Source organism: Agathobaculum sp. TL06, from assembly GCF_054658635.1.
Map to the genome: position 1 here is coordinate 1 of NZ_BAAGGY010000003.1, position 18,300 is coordinate 18,300.

An 18,300-nucleotide genomic window follows, 5' to 3' on the forward strand; every position below is an offset into this window, starting at 1 on the left:
TCTCCGACTTTGACGAGAACGGCAACATCATCACCGATGTCGGCGTTACGCTGAAGGTCAAGCAGATCTCCTGCTACGGCAACGATTCGTACGGCGGCATGTCGGGCCGTGATATCATGGCGCTGGCGGTCGGCCTGTACGAGAGCTGCGACTTCAACTACCTGAACGAGCGCGTTGCACAGTGCAACTATCTGGCAGAGGGCTTCTACAAGGCGGGCGTCAAGGGCGTTGTGCTGCCGGCCGGCGGCCATGCGGTGTACATCAACATGGATGAGTTCTTCGACGGCAAGCGCGGCCACGATACCTTCGCGGGCGAGGGCTTCTCGCTGGAGCTGATCCGCCGCTACGGCATCCGTGTATCCGAGCTGGGCGACTACTCCATGGAATACGACCTGAAGACCCCTGAGCAGCAGGCTGAGCTGGCGAACGTGGTCCGCTTTGCGATCGACCGCAGCCGTCTGACCCAGGAGCATCTGGATTATGTCATCGCGGCGGTCAAGGCGCTGTATGAGGATCGCGAGTCCATCCCGAACATGCGCATCGTCTGGGGCCACAAGCTGCCGATGCGTCACTTCCATGCCTTCCTCGAGCCCTACCCCAACGAAGAAAAGTAACCATATCCGTGTGAAAATCTGGGCGTAACCTGCGCCGCGTGGAAAGCGCGCAGGGCAAGAAAGAAGTACCGCCCGCGGATAACTGAATAGTTTCCGCGGGCGTACTGGTTCATGTTTGGCTCATGTCATAAAGGGGTGTAAAGAATGGAGAATAACGGCAAGCTGCAGAATCAGGACGGCTTTCGGTCCCAGTGGGGCTTTATCATGGCTGCTGTTGGTTCCTGCGTCGGTATGGCGAACGTATGGCGCTTCCCGATGCTGGTGTCCAAGTACGGCGGTTTAACGTTCCTGATCCCTTATTTCATATTTGCATTTATCATCTGCCAGTCCGGCATGATGGAAGAATTTTCGCTTGGCCGCTGGGCGAAAAGCGGCCCGTCCGGCGCGTTCGGTAAGGCTATGGAAAACGGCGGCAAGCCGAAATCAGTCGGCGAATGGCTGGGCGCAATCCCGATTATCGGCGCTTTCTGCCTGGCTACCGGCTACGCGGTCATTATGGGCTGGGTGTTCTACTGGACCAAAATGGCGATCACTGGCGAGCTCACCGCGATGGGGCAGGATATGAGCGCTATCGGCGGCGCGTTCGGCGCAGTTGCTCCGGAAGCAGACAGCCTTGGCGAAGCAATCAAGATGACCTTTGCTACCGGCGGCGCAAATAACCTGTGGATCATCGTCGGCGTAATCGTTTCTCTGCTGATTATGGTCATGGGCGTTGCGGGCGGCATCGAAAAATCCTGCAAGATCATGATTCCTGCGCTGTATGTGCTGTTTATCGCACTGGCAGTCCTGATGATCTTCACCCCGGGTACCTCGGAAGGCTACAAGTATATCTTCACGCTGAATCCGGAAGGGCTCAAGAATCCGGAAGTATGGGTTTACGCATTTGGACAGTGCTTCTTCTCGCTGTCTGTTGCAGGCTCCGGCTCGGTCGTATACGGCTCTTATCTGGGCGATAATGTCAAGATCCGCCAGTCCGCTATCATCTGCGCGATCATGGACACCTCCGCGGCGCTGCTGGCGATGTTCGTCATCATCCCCGCCATGGCTTCCGCTGGCGGCGACCTTGGCAAGGGTGGCCCCGGCCTGATGTTCGTCTCCGTGCTGCCTGTATTTAACAGCATGGGCGGCGTCGCAAGACTGATCGTTATCTTCTTCTATGTGGCGATCCTGTTCGCAGGCGTTTCGTCGGTCATCAACCTGCTCGAGGTGCCGATCAACTTCCTGCAGGATCAGTTCAAGCTGAAACGCTGGATTCCGACGGTGATTGTACATGCGGTTTCCCTGGCCATCGCGTTGATGATCCAGCCCTGGACCTCTCAGTGGATGGATATGGTTTCGATCTACATCCTCCCACTTGGCGCAGTAACCGCTGGCATCATGTTCTTCTGGATTATGAAGAAAGATACGGCGATCGCCGCAGCGCAGCTTGGCTCGGAAAAACCGGTCATGAAGTGGTTTATCCCGTTTGGTAAATATGTGTTCGTCCCACTGTGTGTCCTCTGCTTCGTTTTGGGCATTGCATGGGGCGGCATCGGCTGATCCCCCATCGGTTATCCCCCGATTTTCCCTTTCAAACAGCAGAGGCTCACAGCATGATTCGCTGTGAGCCTCTGCTGTATTATCTGCCGGAGCGCGGCATGTCCGGTATGCAAAAATATTGTATCTGTCCCGGCTTTTTCAGATAAGCACGCATATGCAAGGTACAATAGAAGCACTACTCTTGCAGACGGAGGGAAATCAGGATGAACCAATACCAAGTAACAGAAAAACAGATCGCGGGCTACAGCCGCTATCTGCGCGCGGAGGAGCGCGGCGCCGGCACGGTCGAAAAATACCTGCGGGATGTGCGCGCCTTTGTCCGCTGGCTGGACGGAAGGCCGGTCTCCCGTGAGCGCGCGGCCGGCTGGAAAGCCCACCTGCTGGATACCGGCTATGCACCCGTTACCATCAATTCCATGCTCGCCGCCCTCAACGGCCTGTTCCGTTTCCTCGGCTGGGACGAATGCCGCGTGAAGTTCCTCAAAGTCCAGCGGCGGCTCTTTCGCGATACGTCCCGCGAGCTGACGCGGGCAGAGTACGCCCGCCTGCTGGACGCCGCCCGCACCCAGGGCCGAGAACGTCTCGCCCTGCTCATGGAAGCCATCTGCGCCACCGGCATCCGCGTTTCCGAGGTACAGTATATCACCGTCGAGGCCGCGCGGCATGGCCGCGCGGAAATCTCCCTCAAGGGGAAGATACGCACCATCCTGCTGCCCGCTAAGCTGTGCCGCAAGCTGCTGCAATACGCCAGAAAGCAAAAAACCGTCTCCGGCGAGATCTTTCTCACGGGAAACGGCAACAGCCTGTCGCGCAGGCAGATATGGGCGGAATTGAAACGGCTGTGCAAATATGCGGGGGTGGAAGCGTCCAAGGTATTCCCGCACAACCTGCGGCACCTGTTTGCCACCACGTTTTACAAAGCCTGTAAGGACATCGCGCGGCTGGCAGATGTGCTGGGGCATTCCAGCATCGAGACTACACGCATCTATTTGCTGACCTCTGGCGCGGAGCACGCCCGCCAGCTTAACCGGCTCGGGCTGATATCATAGACAAAATCAACATTTCGCCATAGCGGATATGGGGAAAATCATGCTTTCGTTATATATTGCATAGAGATTATACCAGTATTCGCCATAAAATGCAAGGCAATTCCATGTTCTGGATACACCAAACCAGACCGCAGACAAGACGCTCTTTTGCGGTCCGGTTTTTTGCACCCAAACAGCCCGAACCGGTGCAGGAAAGCCTTGTTTTTTGCCTCCACATCCTCGCCGACTCGTCTATTTGAGCGAAATACTATTCGAAATGTTGATTCTGTTGACTGGAGGTGATGAAGCGATGCGGACGAAGAAAAAGGACTCCCTGCTGGAGTTTATGGCGGTTCAGGCAGGGTGTGCTTATCTGTCCGACCTGCCACGCATCAGCGGCCGGCAGCTGGCAAAAGCCCGGCAAGCGCTGGAACAGCTCCCGCCGGAAGCGGCCACGCTTCAGGAGTGGAACGATGCGTTGGACTATCTGATTCATGCGCCACCGGAAGAGACAGCCCAGGCTGCAAGGGAGCGGCTGCTCTCTGCGCTCGCCCGCCCGTAGGCTTTGGGATTTCAAATACGCGCCCCGCAGGGATAATCCCTGCGGGGCGTTCCTGTTTCCGCCGCAGCACAGGGAAAACGCGCTTTCTTCCCTATCCGGCTGCATTCTCCACAAGCATTATGCTGGTCGGGCTGCATAGTCCAAAAGCACTTTTGCGGCAATTTCTTTTGCTTTTGTGCTGGAATACATTCTTTCCAAAAGCAACTTTCGGCCCCGATCTGCCGATCATGCCCTTTTTATCCGTTTCATGAATAGTCTCCTATTCGGGTCGCTTTATTGCAGTCGCACGTCCGCTCATAGGCGTTGAGAACGCCGATCGCCGTTCCTCCCGTTTTTTATCCTTTGACAAACCATGCTTTCATGGTATCCAGCACCTTGACAAGCGCTTCCTCCGTAATCACATAAGGCACCATCGCATACATATAATTCAGGAAAGGCCGGCTGAACACGCCCCGCTCAAAGGCAAACTGCTGGTATCCCGCAATCGTCTGGGGATCATATACCTCAACACACACGCAGGCGCCCATAATGCGGATCTCCTTGATCCGCGGATCGGAAAAGCCGTTCATTTCCCTGCGTGTGATCGCCTCTATCCTGCGTATTTTGGACATATAATCCTGTTTTTCAAACAACTCAATGGATTTCAGCGCCACACTGCAGGCCAAAGCATTCCCCATAAAGGTCGGCCCGTGCATCAGGGCATGGGCGGGATCGTCGTCATAAAAGCCTTCATACACCCTGCGACTTGTGACCGTGACGGCATGGCCGATATATCCGCCGGTCAACGCTTTTCCAAGTACAAGGATATCCGGCAGAACCAGATCCGCAACAAAACGGTTTCCGGTACGGCCGAAGCCCGTAGCGACCTCATCAAAAATCAGGAGCACGCCATAGCGGTCGCAAAGCTCCCTGGCACGCTTCAGGAAGGATACGTCATACATCCGCATGCCGCCCGCCCCCTGCAGCAGCGGTTCGACAATAAAGCAGTTCAGGCGCTCATGGTACGCCGCAAACGCTTTTTCCAGCGCTTCGATTTCCGTCGGGATATGGATGACATTTTTGCTTTTCCCGTAGGCCTTCAAAACAAAATGATAATCCTCGTCGTCGCCTACCTCCATGGCCTTGAACGTATCCCCGTGATAGGCGTGTTCCAGCGCCAGCACCATGGTCCGCTGCGTTTCGTCCCGATTGACGTAATACTGCAGGGCGATTTTCAGCGCGACCTCCACGGCGACACTGCCGGAATCCGAAAAGAAGCAACAGTCCAGATCGCCTGGGAGCCATTCCTGCAGCTTGTCCGACAGCTTCTGCGCCGGTTCATGGGTCAGCCCCCCCAGCATGACGTGGGCAAATTTCCCCAACTGCTCTGTGATCGCCTGGTTAAGCTCCGGATGCTTATACCCATGGATAACGCTCCACCAGGAAGATACGGAGTCGATCAGCTTCCGGTTTTCTGTGCAAAGGTAAACCCCTTTCGCATCTACAATCTGATAGGGCGGCTTCATGGTTTTCATCTGTTGATATGGATACCAGATCATTTTATTCCCTTCCTGTTTTATTCATATAAGGATTCCAGCGTTTCCAGTGGGATATCCAAATCCGTGTCCCCGTTTTTTACGCAGGCCAGCACCTTCAACCCTGTCATGTATTCACACATTGATCGATTATCCTGGTGCATCACACGCTCCGGCTCGTAGTGGTTAAAGATGATCCCTTTTACCGGAAGTTGATGCGCTTTCATATATTCCGCGGTCAGCACCACGGCATTGATCGTACCCAGCCCCGCATCCGCCACTATCAGGCTGCTCAGCTTCCGCGCCCTGATGAAATCCTCCAGCAGCAGCTCCTGTCCGTCGAAGCGGAGCGGGCAGACGATGCCGCCAGACCCCTCTGCCGTAACATATTCATGACGGCCGCACACTTTATCAAAATCATGGAGCACCCGCTGCAGCTCCACCGGATTGCCCTCCATGCGGGCCGCCAGATGCGGAGAAACCGCCGTTGCATAGAGATAGGGACACATCTCGTTTATCGGCTGTGCAATACCGGAAACCGTCTTTACATGCAGGGCGTCGCCTGCAAGCAGACTGCCGTCCACCCCGCGGTCATTCCCGCTCATCGCCGCCTTGTAATAGGCGGCGTTCCTTTTATTTTCCCAAAGCTTTTTGACGATCAAGCCCGTTACATAGGTCTTACCGACATCGGTTCCTGTGCCTGTGATAAATATCTTTTTACTCATTGCAAAGGCCCACCTCGTATCCCAGACCTTTCAGCAGCTCCATATCGGTTTGCGTGGTAATGCCGGCAGTTGTCAGCATATCGCCGGAAATCGCCGCGTTAGCGCCGGAGGTAAAGCAGCTCCTGCCCTTATCCGGCAGCAGCCCCCTGCCGCCTGCCAGTCGGATCGAAGCGTCCGGCAGAATAAAACGGTATACCGCAACGATCCGCCGCATGTCCTCCACGGTCAATCGAGGGTTATTTTCCATCGGTGTGCCGGGAATGGGGTTAAGCATATTGACCGGAACGCTTTTGATCTGCAGTCCGCGCAGCTCCATCGCCATGTCGATCCGGTCTTCAGCCGTTTCTCCAAGCCCCATGATCCCGCCGCTGCATACCGAAAGCCCCGCCGCCTGTGCCGCGCGAATCGCCTGCACCTTGTCGTCAAAGGTATGCGTCGTGCAAATATGCGGGAAATTTCTGCGGGAGGTTTCCAGATTGTTATGTACTCTCGTTACGCCCGCCTCTTTCAGCTTGCGGAATTGCCCCTCGTCCAACAGGCCAAAGGATACGCAAACCGAAATGCCGACCGTCCTTTTTATTTCCTGCACAACCCCGCACATCTGCTCCACTTCCCCATCAGACAGCCGTTTGCCCGATGTGACGATGGAATAACGGAGCACCCCCTGTTCCTGATTGCGCTTTGCCTGCGCAACGATCTCCTCTTCCGGCAGTAAAGGGTACTGTGCAGCGCCGGTATGGTTATGCGCGGACTGCGCGCAAAACCTGCAATTTTCCGAGCAGCGCCCGCTCTTCCCGTTGATGATCGTGCAGATGTCAAACCGGTGGCCGCAAAAATGCCGCCGGATGGCATCCGCGCTTTCACACAGTTCGTCCAGTGGCTGCTGGTAAAGGCACATCGCTTCCGCCTTTGTGATCTGTTCGCCGCTTATGACCTTTTCCGTCAACTGTTGCAACGTTTTCATCATCTCATCACATCCGATTCATAATGGGGATCAACCGTTTTCCCAGGATGGCGCCGAGAATGCACAGCACAATATCACCCGGCACGGCCAGAATAAAACAGTACAGGAACAGGGGCCATAAACCAATAGGGCTGCCCAAATAGAAGTTGCTCATCAGATAATAATATACCATTCCGCATAAGTACACGATTCCAAGCCCGATAAAATTGGCGGCAAGCAGCCGCTTATATCCCGGATTGGCGGTTTTGTTTGCAATGCGTCCCGTGACATAGGATGCGATGGCAAACCCGATAATATAGCCAAAGCTCGGTTTCAGCACATAAGCCAAGCCGCCGCCTTCCGCAAATACCGGCAGCCCCACAAGCCCAAGCACAATATAAATGCAGACCGAAGCAGCCCCCCATTTTCCTCCCAGCAGAAGCCCTGCCAGCATGGTGAATAAAAGCTGCAACGTAAACGGCACCACCGGAATGGGAATCCGAATAAACGCCCCTACAACAATCAGCGCGGTAAACAAGCCGCAAAGAATCAAATTTTTCGTTTTTGCCGTTTTCATTCTTTCTCTCCTGTGTACGCTTCCGATATATCGCACATTCTTCCGCAAGCGTCTTTTTCCAGTGGATGCATTTCCTGCCTTTTTATCGAAAATCAGTATAACATACCCGCGCCCTACCGTCAACTCATTTTATTTATTAGGTTTACATCGAGTCGTATTACTGTCATCCCCTGCGTTATCCTTCTTGCTCCATTGGGTGAAAATCCGCTTTTTCCACAGACGGCAAAAAGGCACCCTGCTCCGGCTTCTTTGGAAAAGCCGGAGCAGGGTGCCTTTGACCACTGCGTTGTCTACCTGTAAAAAGGGAGGTCGCCTGCCTGCGTAATCCCCTTTTCTTGGATAATGCAGCCGTCCCGTCCGATGATTCTACTCACAGGTCCAGCCGCCATCAATTACCATCGCCTGCCCCGTCATATAGGAAGAGGCGTCTGAGGCCAGAAAAACGCAGGCCTCTGTCATATTTTCCACCTCTCCGAACCGGCGCATCGGCACTTTCTTCAGAATATGGGCGGAAATCTTTTCATTTTGAAGATCTTCCCGGTTCATCGGCGTAATCACATATCCCGGACATAGCGCGTTTACCGTAATATTATATTTGGCCCATTCCAGCGCAAGGGCTTTCGTCATCTGTATCACGCCGCCCTTTGCCACGCAGTAAGGCAACACCTGTTTGTCCCCTACCAGTCCCAGGATAGACGCAATATTTACGATCTTGCCATATCCCTGCCCGATCATCTTCCTGCCGAACGCCTGCGCGCAGAAGAACACACCTTTCAGGTCAACATTAAGCACCCTATCCCAGTCCTGTTCGGTAATATCCTCGGCTTTTTTCGTGATCGCCGTTCCCGCATTATTGATCAGGATATCGATTTTCCCAAACCGTTCCGCCGCTTTTTCCACCAGCGCTTCGATCTGCGCCAACTGTGTAACATCCGCCGCAACCGGCATCGTTTCAACCCCACAGCTTTCCGCAATCTCTTCCGCAGTTTTTTGGCATTCGTCCAAATGTCTGCTTACCACAACGACATTTGCACCATGCCCCGCCAAGGCAAAGGCGATTCCCCTGCCGATTCCTTTTGTCGCGCCTGTCACGACTGCTGTTTTTCCCTGCAGCACTGCCATGTGTTCTCCTTTCTTCAGTGGAAGCTTTCCAGCGAGCGGCTAAGCATATCCATATACCGTTCAAAAGTCAGATCTGCCATCCCTGTCCCGATGTAAATTCCCTCTGGGTCGAGCTGGCGGATCATCCGCACCTCCTGCTCTGTCGGCGGCTCGGTGACCTCGATCTTCTCCGCCAGCTTGAGCTCCCAGGATATTTCTTTCTGTATCTCTTCTATCGTAACGCCGGGATGAACCTGGGTCAACATGATCTCCTTTGTTTCCGGATGAAAGCGGAATATGCATTTGTCCGTGATAATCGCTTCCGGCCCGCCGCGCAGACCTGCTTTCGCCCTCGCATCCCCGCCGCTCAGGTAGCCGGGAGAGGTGATATAATCCACCCGTTCGAGAAAGCGCCTGCGCTGCAGCGGAATGGAAATAATCGTTTTCTGCGCGCAACTGGCGATATCGTTCGCACCGCCGCTACCCGGCAGACGGGAAACCGGCCTTGCATAGCTGCCATCACCAAAAATTGCAGTACTGTTCAAATTGCCATACCGGTCGACCTGCGCACCGCCCACCATTCCGATATCAATATAACCGCGCTGTTGATCTGAAAACAGACGCCACAGCGAAGTGGAACAGATACAATTTTCTATTCCCGCGTTATCGCCTATTCCCAGCATGATCCGTTTCGGGCTGGGGCCAATGCTGCCGGATTCCGTCGCGATCAGCGCGTTGGGCGCATGGGTCATACGGGCCAGCAGGGCGCTGAGGGTGGGGTTCCCGACCCCTGCGAAGATCAGGTCGCCGTCCGATATCTCTCGTGCGGACGCAACAATCATCAGTTCCGTCATGGTATACGTTGTATTATTCACCGTGCCGCCCCCTTAAAACGCCGTTTTATTGAAGCGCTGTTCTATCTGCGCAAGTCGGAACAGACGGTCATACCCTACCTTTTCCAGATAGCCGTTCCAGTCCTTTACGCTCCAGCACCACTCGTCCAGCCATTCCAGAAATCCTTCCCGCGTCCTGAACGCTTTCATCTGGTCACAATGGAACGGCAGGTCATATGCGTAGGCATACGGATAGTTCCACGGATGACATGCAAACGGAACCTCCACGACCGCATCCACAGCATATCCCGGTATGATTGTCTGATTTGGCGTCTGCCGGATGATGTCCGTATCGACCAGCTTTTCACAGGTTACAATGGTATATTTAGCCGCCCGTGCCGCGTTCTCCTCGTTGGCAGAAAAGCCAAACGTCTGCGCGTTACCGTGCTTATCCGCCCGTGAGCAGTGTACCAGCGCCACATCAGGCGTAGCAGCCGGCACCAGTGCGACCGTTTCCCCTGTGTATGGGTCCTGCATTTGACGGATATTAGGGTTATAGGTCATCAGGTCGGAACCTAAAAAGGATTTGGTTGGCAGGAACGGCAGGCCCATCGCTCCCGCCAATAGCCGCAGCCCGATGCCGTAATTGGAATACTCCTCCAGCTCCACTTCCTGCGGGATGCCCTTTTCCACCGCACGCCGGAAATTGTATCCGAGACCTGCCACCGCATATCCGCACCAGGCAATTTCCGCTTTTTTGACTAACCCTGCGCCGATCAGCATATCGCCGGTCTCACAGGGGCTGTCACCGATTAGGGTGAGCCCGCCGATTTTTTGGCGGATGATTTCATGGGTATGCGCAACACACTGTGCGCCGCCCATCCCGCTGAACACAATGCTGGAGCCCGGCTGGACATAGGTTGCGACCGCTTCCGAAAGACTCATCCGCTTATCGGTTTTTTTCTTGTTATCAGGACATGCCATTTTTTCACCTCCGCACTACTGCCCGAGCGGTATACCGGCCAAAACCTTCGCCAGCTCCTTCTTTTTCTCCAGGTTTGCCTGACGCGTCAGCATCACTCTCTGCGCCTGCGGCGAACCTGCGCCATGCATGCTTTCGACCAGTGCTGTTCCGCCGGTCATGTTTTCCAAAAGCCTTGCTGCGCGGATACGGTATTCAGTCGGGACGGACTCCATTCCCGCAAAGTATTTTTTAATGTATGGACCTACCGTTTCATCCTCCATATCGCGGTCGGAGGGCAGCGTAGCGATAAAGCCGCCCGCTATATCCTGAGCAAGCCTGTCAATCTCGTAAATATGCCTTGTCACATTCTGCTTTGTCACATTGGCCAGAAGCGGGTCTACAAAATACGCGCCGGACGGTGTCGGCTTACCTTCATATGAACAGGCCAGGGAGCTGCTGTACAGCGTTTCGGTCAGCAGAATCATCTCTGTCAGCTTATCCTTGATATGGCTTGCTTTCTGCAGGCCGTTATAGTCAGCCAGCAACGCCGCAGCGCCGGTGACAACATCGCTCACGCCGCCCTTGCAGCCGCCGTAGTTCTGGCGGTGGTAGCTCGCAAAGCGTTCTACCAACAGGCCCGCAAAATCGGTTTCCCCGTACAGGAATACCCGATCCCACGGAACGAACACATCTTCCAGGATGGTCAGCGCTTCTCCGCCGACGATCCCATAGCGCGCATTGCCTTGGTCAATCGCGCCTCCGGTCAGGCGGCGCTCATCATTTGTCTGGCGTCCGAAAATGTGCAGCACGCCCGGCGCATCCACCGGTATCGCGCAGGAGACCGCATACTCCTTATCGTCCTCCCCCATTGCTACCGTCGGCATGATCAGCATTTCATGGGAGTTGACGATACCCGTCATATGTGCCTTGGCGCCCCGAATGACGATCCCGTTTTCATCCTGCCGCACCACATGCACATATAGGTCCTTGTCCGCCTGCTTGCTCGGCGACAGGCTCCTGTTGCCTTTGGGGTCGGTCATGGAGCCCGCTACCATCAAATCCTCATGCTGCACTCTTTTGATAAATTCGCAGATACGTTCATGGTAGTTGGTTCCATACTTCTGGTCCACCTCGAATGTGACCGTATAGAGCGCATTCATCGCGTCATAGCCGACACAGCGCTGAAAACAGCTTCCCGTCATCTGCGCAATCGTCCGCAGCATCTTCACCTTTTGGACCAGATCGTCCGCACTTTGGTGGATGCTTGTAAAACGGTTGATTTTTTCCCCTGTCAGGTGGGAGGTCGTCGTCATCAACCCCTCATACTGCGGGGACCAGGCCAGGTCAAACGTCAGTTTGGCGGAACGGACATGTGGCTGAATCATCGGGTGATCCACCGGCTGCTCCAAAAGTTCTCCAAACAGATATACCTTTGTTTTCATTTGACGCAGGCTTTCAACATACTCTTTACCGGTACGCATTGGTAACCTCCTCTTTTTCAAAACGCGGCCGTTTCTTTACAAAAGCGCTTTCATTTCCTCATAGAGTCCCGCCGCGTCATAATGGTTGAGATGATACAGGTAATCAGGCTTCGCAATCGGCACAAAATGATCCGGACAGCCCAGGATCTTGAATTTGCAGGCAAGCCCCGCCTCCGCAATCACTGCGGCCGCCGCATAGCCCAATCCGCCGATCACCGTATGGTCCTGCGCACAAATTACCCTGCCGGTTTTTGCCGCGCTGCATACCGCGTCCCTATCGATCGGCTTGATCGTATGGAGATCGACAACGCGGATCGCCGCGCCGCATTCTTCCTTCAGGCGCTTTGCCGCCTCCACCGCGTAATACACGGTTATGCCGGAGCATAGGAACGCACCGTCCCCGCCTTCTACCGGAAACAGCGCTTTCCCGATCTCAACAGACTGCTCGCTGTCATAGAGCGGTGGCAGCGTTTCCAGCCCCAACCGCATATACATCGGGCCTTGCCGCAGCACAGAAGCCTCCAACAGCTTACCTGCCAGGAAGGGGTCGGATGGCTCCAGCACCGTCATGTTGCCGAAGCTGGTGGTAATCGCGCAGTCCTCCAGCGCACAATGGGTGCAGCCGCTCAGTCCGCCGGAATATCCCGCATAGCTACCCAGCACCTTTACCGGCAGGTTGGGATAGCACACATCGGTCCGCAGCTGTTCGCAGGCCCGCATAGTCGCAAACGGAGCAAAGGTGAACGCAAACGGCACCGCGCCTTCCTGCGCCAGCCCCGCCGCAAAGCTCAGCAGGTTTTGCTCCGCGATCCCCATATTATAGGAACGCTCCGGATATTTTTCCAGAAAGCCATCAACTTTGGTATTAGAATTGACATCAGCGGTCAGGACGACAATATCTTTGTACTTTTCGCCAAGCCGCTCCATACTAATTCCCGCCATATCGCGCGGGGATGCTTTCCGCTCCGCATTCTGCTGCGTCATACGGCTTCACCCCATTTCTTTTGGTAGGCGCTGTACAACTCGTCCTTCGCCTGCTTTAGCTGCTCGTCGCTTAAAACTCCGGTATGCCATTTTTTCTGGTTTTCCATAAAGCTTACGCCTTTGCCCTTTACCGTATTGCAGATCAGCACGGTAGGACGGCCTTTCGCCGTTTCCTGTACGGATGCGGCCGCATCCAGCAATTGCGCCATGTCGTTTCCGTCAGGCACCTCGATAACATTCCAGCCGAACGCGCGCCATTTGTCCGCAAACGGCTCCAAAGGCATTAATTCCTCCGTACAGCCGTCAAACGACATGCGGTTGCGGTCGACAAAGGCGATCAGGTTATCCAGCTTATATTTGGAGGACGACATCGCCGCTTCCCAAACCGAACCTTCCTCGCACTCGCCGTCTCCCAGCACGCAATAGACCCTGCTGTCCAGCCCTTTAACCTTCAGTTGCCGCGCCACACCTCCCGCCACGGGGAAGCCGTGTCCCAGCGAGCCGGTCGATACATCCACATAGGGGTTGTGCAGGTTGCAGGAATGCATGCCAAACCGTCCAAAATTCGTCGCATACTCCGCAAAGATATCCTCTACCGCATAACAGCCGATTGCCGCCTGGCTGAAGGACGTAACGGCTGCCGCATGTCCTTTGCTCAGCACAAAACGGTCCCGCTCCTCCCATTTGGGGTTTGCGGTATCGTACCGCATCAGGTGCTGCCAGATAAGCGTCATCAGATCACAGCACGACATATCCCCTCCGATGTGGATCTTTCCCTTATGGCAAAGCTCCAGCAGCCAGATTCTCGTCTGCAGCGCTGCTTTTTCCAAACGCTTCACCGTCGTTCTGTCCGCCATAACAACTACTCCTTTTTATATCCGCTGCACTTTACCACAATCTTCGGATAGATAGACTGTCTGTAAAGCTCAAATGCCTCCTCTGCCTGATCAAGGTTCATCACAGGCCCTATGATCTTGTCTGTCTGCAGCGAGGGGATCAGATCCATGACACGGGGATAGTTGTACACCGTTGTATAAACCGTATGCAGGCTGACCTCTTTCATGTACATTTCATACAGGTTTACCGGAAGCTCGTAATCCATCGGGTATACCGCAAAATAAACGACTTTCCCCTTGTTCGCAACCATGCGCATCATCGGCGGTGCCGCCACAGGGACGCCCGAGGCTTCGATCACTACATCATACCCACGGTTTTGCGTGATCTCCATTCCCCGTGCCACGATATCTTCACTGCTCGGATCGATCACATATTTCGCCCCCATCTCCATGGCCCGCTCGCGCTTGCTCGCAACCGGATCAATGGCGGTGAGCTTGGTTACGCCCTGCTTGGTCAGCATATCCAGCAGGATCGCGCCGATCCCGCCCACGCCCGAAATGCAGACTGAATCGCCAATCTTGATATCCGCGATATCAATACCGCGCATCGCGGAAGCACAAGGCTCCGCAATACAGTATTTCATCGCATCCTCCCCATCCGGGATCTTGAAAAGCATGCTGAATGGAAGCACCGCGAATTCGGTCATCATCGGACGCGCAAAGATTTTATTCTGGCAGAACACGTCATGATTCCGTTTGCACTCATCGCAATAGCCGCAGTTCCCAAGGCTCGCAACCGCCACTCGGTCTCCCACTTTCCAGCCTGCCGATTCCGGTCCTTCGCCAATTTCAATAATCGTGCCGGACGCCTCATGGCCCAGGCCGACAAACTTATCTTTCGGATACCGGTACAGATTCTGCGTAACAATATGGATATCCGTAGCGCACAGCGCGCAGTAATCGATCCTGATTTTCGCCGTCCCCGGCCGGATCTGCGGCTCCGGTATATCGACGAGCTTTGCTTTTCCATCAATCTTTGCTAAACATTTCATGCTTCATTCTCCCTCTATGGTTCAGAGAGGCAGCTTGCCTCTGTTCAATTACACTGGATCAGCACCTTGAAGAACTGATCGCCCGCAAACATCATATCGAATGCCTCCCCAATATCCTCCAGGGGATAGGTATGGGAAACCAATTTCTTCAGCTCCTTATCCAACGCGCCGCTCTTCAGCGTATCGATCGCGCCGATAAAATCATACTGCGTATGGCTGCGCACACCGTACATATCCAGTTCTTTCATAAACACCTGCGCCAGGTTCACCGGATGCGGCTTTGCAGCCATACCCACAACCACGACCGCCGCCCTGCTCTTCGCATATTCCGACATGGCAATCGCACCGGCCGCGCTGCCCGAAACCTCATACACCACGTCAAAGCCAAGCCCATCCGTCAGTTCATACAGCTTATCGCCGTAATCGTCCGCCAGAGGATCGAGAACCGTGAAGCCCATATCGGCCGCCATATTCCGCCGGTATTCGCTGATCTCGGCAATCACGATCGTGCGCGCACCGGCCAGACGCGCCACAAGCGCAATCAGAAGGCCGATCGGGCCGCCGCCGATAACCAGCGCGGTTTGGCTCACTTTCAGCCCGCTGCGCCTTACATCATGTACCGCCACCGCCAACGGCTCCGTCAATGCGGCAAGCTTGGGGTCGATACCGTTTATCGGATAAATCTTGTAGATCGGCACCTTGACATACTGTGCAAAGCCTCCGTCCGTATGGGCGCCGAGGAACTGCAGATCTTTGCACACATTATCGTTGCCCTGCGCGCATGCCTCGCAACTCCGGCAGGAAAACAGAGGATGTGCCACCACCTGATCCCCGACCTTGCAGTTGAGCGATACGCCGTTTAGTTCTACCAGTTCTCCCACGAACTCATGCCCTGCGACAAGGGGGTATTTTGCCGTTGCATGCTCCCCTTTGAATACATGAAGGTCAGTGCCGCATACGCCGCAGTACTTCACCTTGATCAGCGCCTCCCCTGGGTTCAGGGCCGGCAGGGGAAGCTCTTTGACTTTCATATGACCGATGGATTCCATCTGGGCTGCAATCATTTGCATTACATCTCCTTACGATTCATTAAACAGCGTTTTCCTGTTCCTCTGCTTCTTCCGATCCGCTTTGCTCTACGCCGCCCGCCTGCACTAACAGCGGGGAATCGATCACTTCATGGCAGCGGATGCTGTTCAGCATTTCCTGTAGCACATCCCTGTTCTTTTCAAAATAGCCCTGCTCCGCTGTCACTGTACCCATGATGATCTGTCCGCTTTGGCCGCAGTGATACACGATCTGCAGGATTTCAAGGGAAATCGGCTTACCGAAGGGCCGGAGCACATGGGTGCTTGCCTGCATCAGCGCATGCACCTTTCCTGCGGGATGGCCGTTGCACACAATATGTTCCCTGCTCAGAACACGGCAGCGCTTTTTCATCTTTTTCTGATACTGCCGCTCCACATTATCCAGGTATTTCTGCACAAAATCATCCTGTACGCTGGCCGTTTCCCAGGAAAGCGTAACTGTGACGTTTCCTACATTCCCCGGCCGCATATCGTCGAACCTTACCACACCATTTTCATCGGAAAACGTTTTTGTTGGTACGATCTGAACGCGCCATCCCTCAGGATAGTCGCAGCCCACGCCAAATGCCCGAAATCGGTAAGCCATTTTATTCCCTTCTTCCTCAGAATAATTTCAAGGTATAACCGTTTATTTATCCGCCTTGAGCGCGCCCGCAACCGCGCTGCCGGAAATCTCCATCACTTCGGTATTGCCCGCCATGATTTTCGCAACACGGGTGATATACTTTTCCACAACTTCTTCCGGAACCTTGGTACACAGGCTTACTACAATATACAGGATCGTATTGATCAGCAGGCCCCAGACCAGCGCCGAAAAGCCCAGCGGAGGCGTCATAACGAAGGTAAAGATCGCGGTTACAATCGTTCCCGCTACGGTGCCGATAATCGCGCCTTCCTTGGTGCCGCGCCTCCAGAACAAGCCGCCGATGCTGCAGGGCAGAATCATGGTGAAGAACGGGGACGACAGACGGTACGCGTAGTCGGTTATGAGTTCGGACTTATTCATCGTTACAACAATACATACGACCATCAGAATCACCAGCACAATGCGGCCGAACTTGACCGCCTGCTTGCTGTCCGCCGTTTTGCCGGCGCGGTCGTACGCAAAATGAATATACACGTCGCGGGAAGCAATCGCGCTTGCCGAAAGCAGCATGGAGTCCGCCGTGGATACTGCAAAAGCAAACAAGCATAGGATGGAAATGAAAGAGATGATCGGCGGGCAGTATTGAGATACCAGCGTCGGCAGCAGATTGTCAACGTCCGCAAAGTCAGGACCGAGTACAGCCGGCGCTATGATAGCGCCAATCACTACCAGGCCAAACATGATGATGACATAGCCGAGCGGCATTGCCCAGGACATGATGCGGAAATTCTTCGTTCCCTTTGCAATATAGCAGCGCATGAAAATATGCGGCCAGATAACCGTGCCTACCGCCGCGGTCAAGCCCTGGTTCAGCAGGCCTTTCCAGGTGTAATAGCCCTTGGGGCCGGGTACGGACAAAATCGGCGCCGTTTCCGGATTACTCGCGACGATGTTTGCCGCTTCGACCAAGCCGCCCTCGGGGAAAAAGTGGTTGACCAGAAATGCCAGCACAAGATACACCGCGCAAAGGCCCAGGATCGTATGGAAAGTATCCAGCCAGGCGACAGATTTCATGCCGCCGCCGATAATATGGAGCGAAACACAGACCGTTCCCAACAGCACCGCCGGCAGATACGGCATCAGGCCGCCGGTCGCGATCTCGATGCCGCTGCCGATCGTCATCAGCTGAACCGCCACATACGGTATAATGAAGATAATCAGCAGCACGCCGACAAACAGACCAAACCCTTCCGAGTAATAGCGGGCGCGCAGATAATCGGACGGCGTCAGGAACCCATATTCCTTACCCAAAATCCATAGGCGGTAACCTATTACACAGAACAGCAGCGCGGTAATCGCACAGCCGCCCGAAACCAAATAACCGATGCCGTTGGAATAGCTTTGCGCCGGATAGCCATAATACGAAAGGCCGCTGTATGCCGAAATCAGCGTCGTACAAACCAGCATGAATGAATTGACACCGCGGTCCGCATTGAAGAAGCTCTCCGCAGATTTCGACGTACTCCGAAAGTTGGACATGCCGTGGCCGACCATAAATATCGCGTATGCAATAATGCCTACACAAATCCAAGCATAAGCGCTCATTCTGCCGTTCCTCCTTTATTTATCCTTATATTTCTCATCTACCATCTTTTGCGTGTCAAAAAACTTGTAAAAGTAAATTCCCCATACGATGCCGCACACAATCATGGAGCCTATGAAAAATGCGAATTGTCCGGGTAGCCATCCAAAGCACAGACCCGAGGGAATAAACCCGATAAAAAGGAAATTGATAGCGAACATCACAATGTTGAAGATCCAAAAAACAATTTTTATCGTTTTGCCCATTTTTCTTCCCCTTTCTTGTTTATTG

At 54.4% G+C, this 18,300-nt stretch carries 18 protein-coding genes; 4 read left to right on the forward strand and 14 right to left on the reverse strand.

Annotated features, from left to right (window positions below; genetic code table 11):
• The 4 genes from ACYQ3S_RS02175 to ACYQ3S_RS02190 form a co-directional block, all read left to right on the forward strand.
• Positions 1-614: beta-eliminating lyase-related protein (locus ACYQ3S_RS02175; RefSeq protein ID WP_459687115.1), on the forward strand; the 614-nt coding region annotated here is incomplete at its 5' end.
• A 144-nt stretch (positions 615-758) separates the two neighbouring features.
• Positions 759-2,153 (forward strand): sodium-dependent transporter, encoded by a 1,395-nt coding sequence (locus ACYQ3S_RS02180; protein ID WP_459687116.1) that lies wholly within the window; start codon positions 759-761, stop codon positions 2,151-2,153.
• A gap of 203 nt (positions 2,154-2,356) precedes the next feature.
• Positions 2,357-3,202 carry a tyrosine-type recombinase/integrase gene (locus ACYQ3S_RS02185; protein WP_459687117.1) on the forward strand — a complete coding sequence of 282 codons (846 nt, stop codon included), beginning with the start codon at positions 2,357-2,359 and terminating at the stop codon, positions 3,200-3,202.
• 289 nt (positions 3,203-3,491) lie between these two features.
• Positions 3,492-3,743 (forward strand): hypothetical protein, encoded by a 252-nt coding sequence (locus ACYQ3S_RS02190; protein ID WP_459687118.1) that lies wholly within the window; start codon positions 3,492-3,494, stop codon positions 3,741-3,743.
• 335 nt (positions 3,744-4,078) lie between these two features.
• Here ACYQ3S_RS02190 and bioA read toward each other — a convergent pair whose 3' ends face one another.
• The 14 genes from bioA to ACYQ3S_RS02260 all read right to left on the reverse strand — a co-directional run bounded on the left by bioA (position 4,079) and on the right by ACYQ3S_RS02260 (position 18,032).
• Positions 4,079-5,281: an adenosylmethionine--8-amino-7-oxononanoate transaminase gene (gene bioA / locus ACYQ3S_RS02195; protein WP_459687119.1), complete on the reverse strand. Its 1,203-nt coding sequence runs from the start codon at positions 5,279-5,281 to the stop codon at positions 4,079-4,081.
• Positions 5,282-5,298: 17 nt separating this feature from the next.
• Entirely contained in the window at positions 5,299-5,982 is a 684-nt protein-coding gene (gene bioD, locus ACYQ3S_RS02200; RefSeq protein WP_459687120.1) for a dethiobiotin synthase, read from the reverse strand.
• Positions 5,975-6,946, reverse strand: a complete 972-nt coding sequence (gene bioB / locus ACYQ3S_RS02205; protein WP_459687287.1) for a biotin synthase BioB — start codon at positions 6,944-6,946, stop codon at positions 5,975-5,977. Before bioB ends, bioD begins: the two co-directional genes overlap by 8 nt.
• A gap of 7 nt (positions 6,947-6,953) precedes the next feature.
• Positions 6,954-7,502, reverse strand: coding sequence for a biotin transporter BioY (locus ACYQ3S_RS02210; protein ID WP_459687121.1), 549 nt, complete (start codon positions 7,500-7,502; stop codon positions 6,954-6,956).
• A 366-nt stretch (positions 7,503-7,868) separates the two neighbouring features.
• The gene (locus ACYQ3S_RS02215; RefSeq protein ID WP_459687122.1) at positions 7,869-8,624 is read right to left on the reverse strand and encodes an SDR family NAD(P)-dependent oxidoreductase; all 756 of its coding nucleotides are present in this window, start codon (positions 8,622-8,624) and stop codon (positions 7,869-7,871) included.
• Positions 8,625-8,638: 14 nt separating this feature from the next.
• Positions 8,639-9,478, reverse strand: coding sequence for a CoA-transferase subunit beta (locus tag ACYQ3S_RS02220; RefSeq protein ID WP_459687123.1), 840 nt, complete (start codon positions 9,476-9,478; stop codon positions 8,639-8,641).
• Between the two features lie 12 nt (positions 9,479-9,490).
• Entirely contained in the window at positions 9,491-10,420 is a 930-nt protein-coding gene (locus ACYQ3S_RS02225) for a CoA transferase subunit A (protein ID WP_459687124.1), read from the reverse strand.
• A gap of 15 nt (positions 10,421-10,435) precedes the next feature.
• Entirely contained in the window at positions 10,436-11,881 is a 1,446-nt protein-coding gene (locus ACYQ3S_RS02230; protein ID WP_459687125.1) for a 4-hydroxyphenylacetate 3-hydroxylase family protein, read from the reverse strand.
• A 36-nt stretch (positions 11,882-11,917) separates the two neighbouring features.
• Positions 11,918-12,865: a transketolase family protein gene (locus ACYQ3S_RS02235; RefSeq protein ID WP_459687126.1), complete on the reverse strand. Its 948-nt coding sequence runs from the start codon at positions 12,863-12,865 to the stop codon at positions 11,918-11,920.
• Positions 12,862-13,722, reverse strand: a complete 861-nt coding sequence (locus tag ACYQ3S_RS02240) for a transketolase (RefSeq protein ID WP_459687127.1) — start codon at positions 13,720-13,722, stop codon at positions 12,862-12,864. Before ACYQ3S_RS02240 ends, ACYQ3S_RS02235 begins: the two co-directional genes overlap by 4 nt.
• A gap of 5 nt (positions 13,723-13,727) precedes the next feature.
• The gene (locus ACYQ3S_RS02245; RefSeq protein WP_459687128.1) at positions 13,728-14,753 is read right to left on the reverse strand and encodes a zinc-dependent alcohol dehydrogenase; all 1,026 of its coding nucleotides are present in this window, start codon (positions 14,751-14,753) and stop codon (positions 13,728-13,730) included.
• 44 nt (positions 14,754-14,797) lie between these two features.
• A complete protein-coding gene (locus tag ACYQ3S_RS02250) occupies positions 14,798-15,817 on the reverse strand; it encodes a zinc-dependent alcohol dehydrogenase (protein WP_459687129.1) in 1,020 nt (339 codons plus the stop codon).
• 25 nt (positions 15,818-15,842) lie between these two features.
• Positions 15,843-16,427: a hypothetical protein gene (locus ACYQ3S_RS02255; protein WP_459687130.1), complete on the reverse strand. Its 585-nt coding sequence runs from the start codon at positions 16,425-16,427 to the stop codon at positions 15,843-15,845.
• A 42-nt stretch (positions 16,428-16,469) separates the two neighbouring features.
• Complete coding sequence (locus tag ACYQ3S_RS02260; RefSeq protein ID WP_459687131.1) at positions 16,470-18,032, reverse strand: sodium:solute symporter family protein; 1,563 nt, start codon at positions 18,030-18,032, stop codon at positions 16,470-16,472.
• Positions 18,033-18,300: the final 268 nt, after the last annotated feature.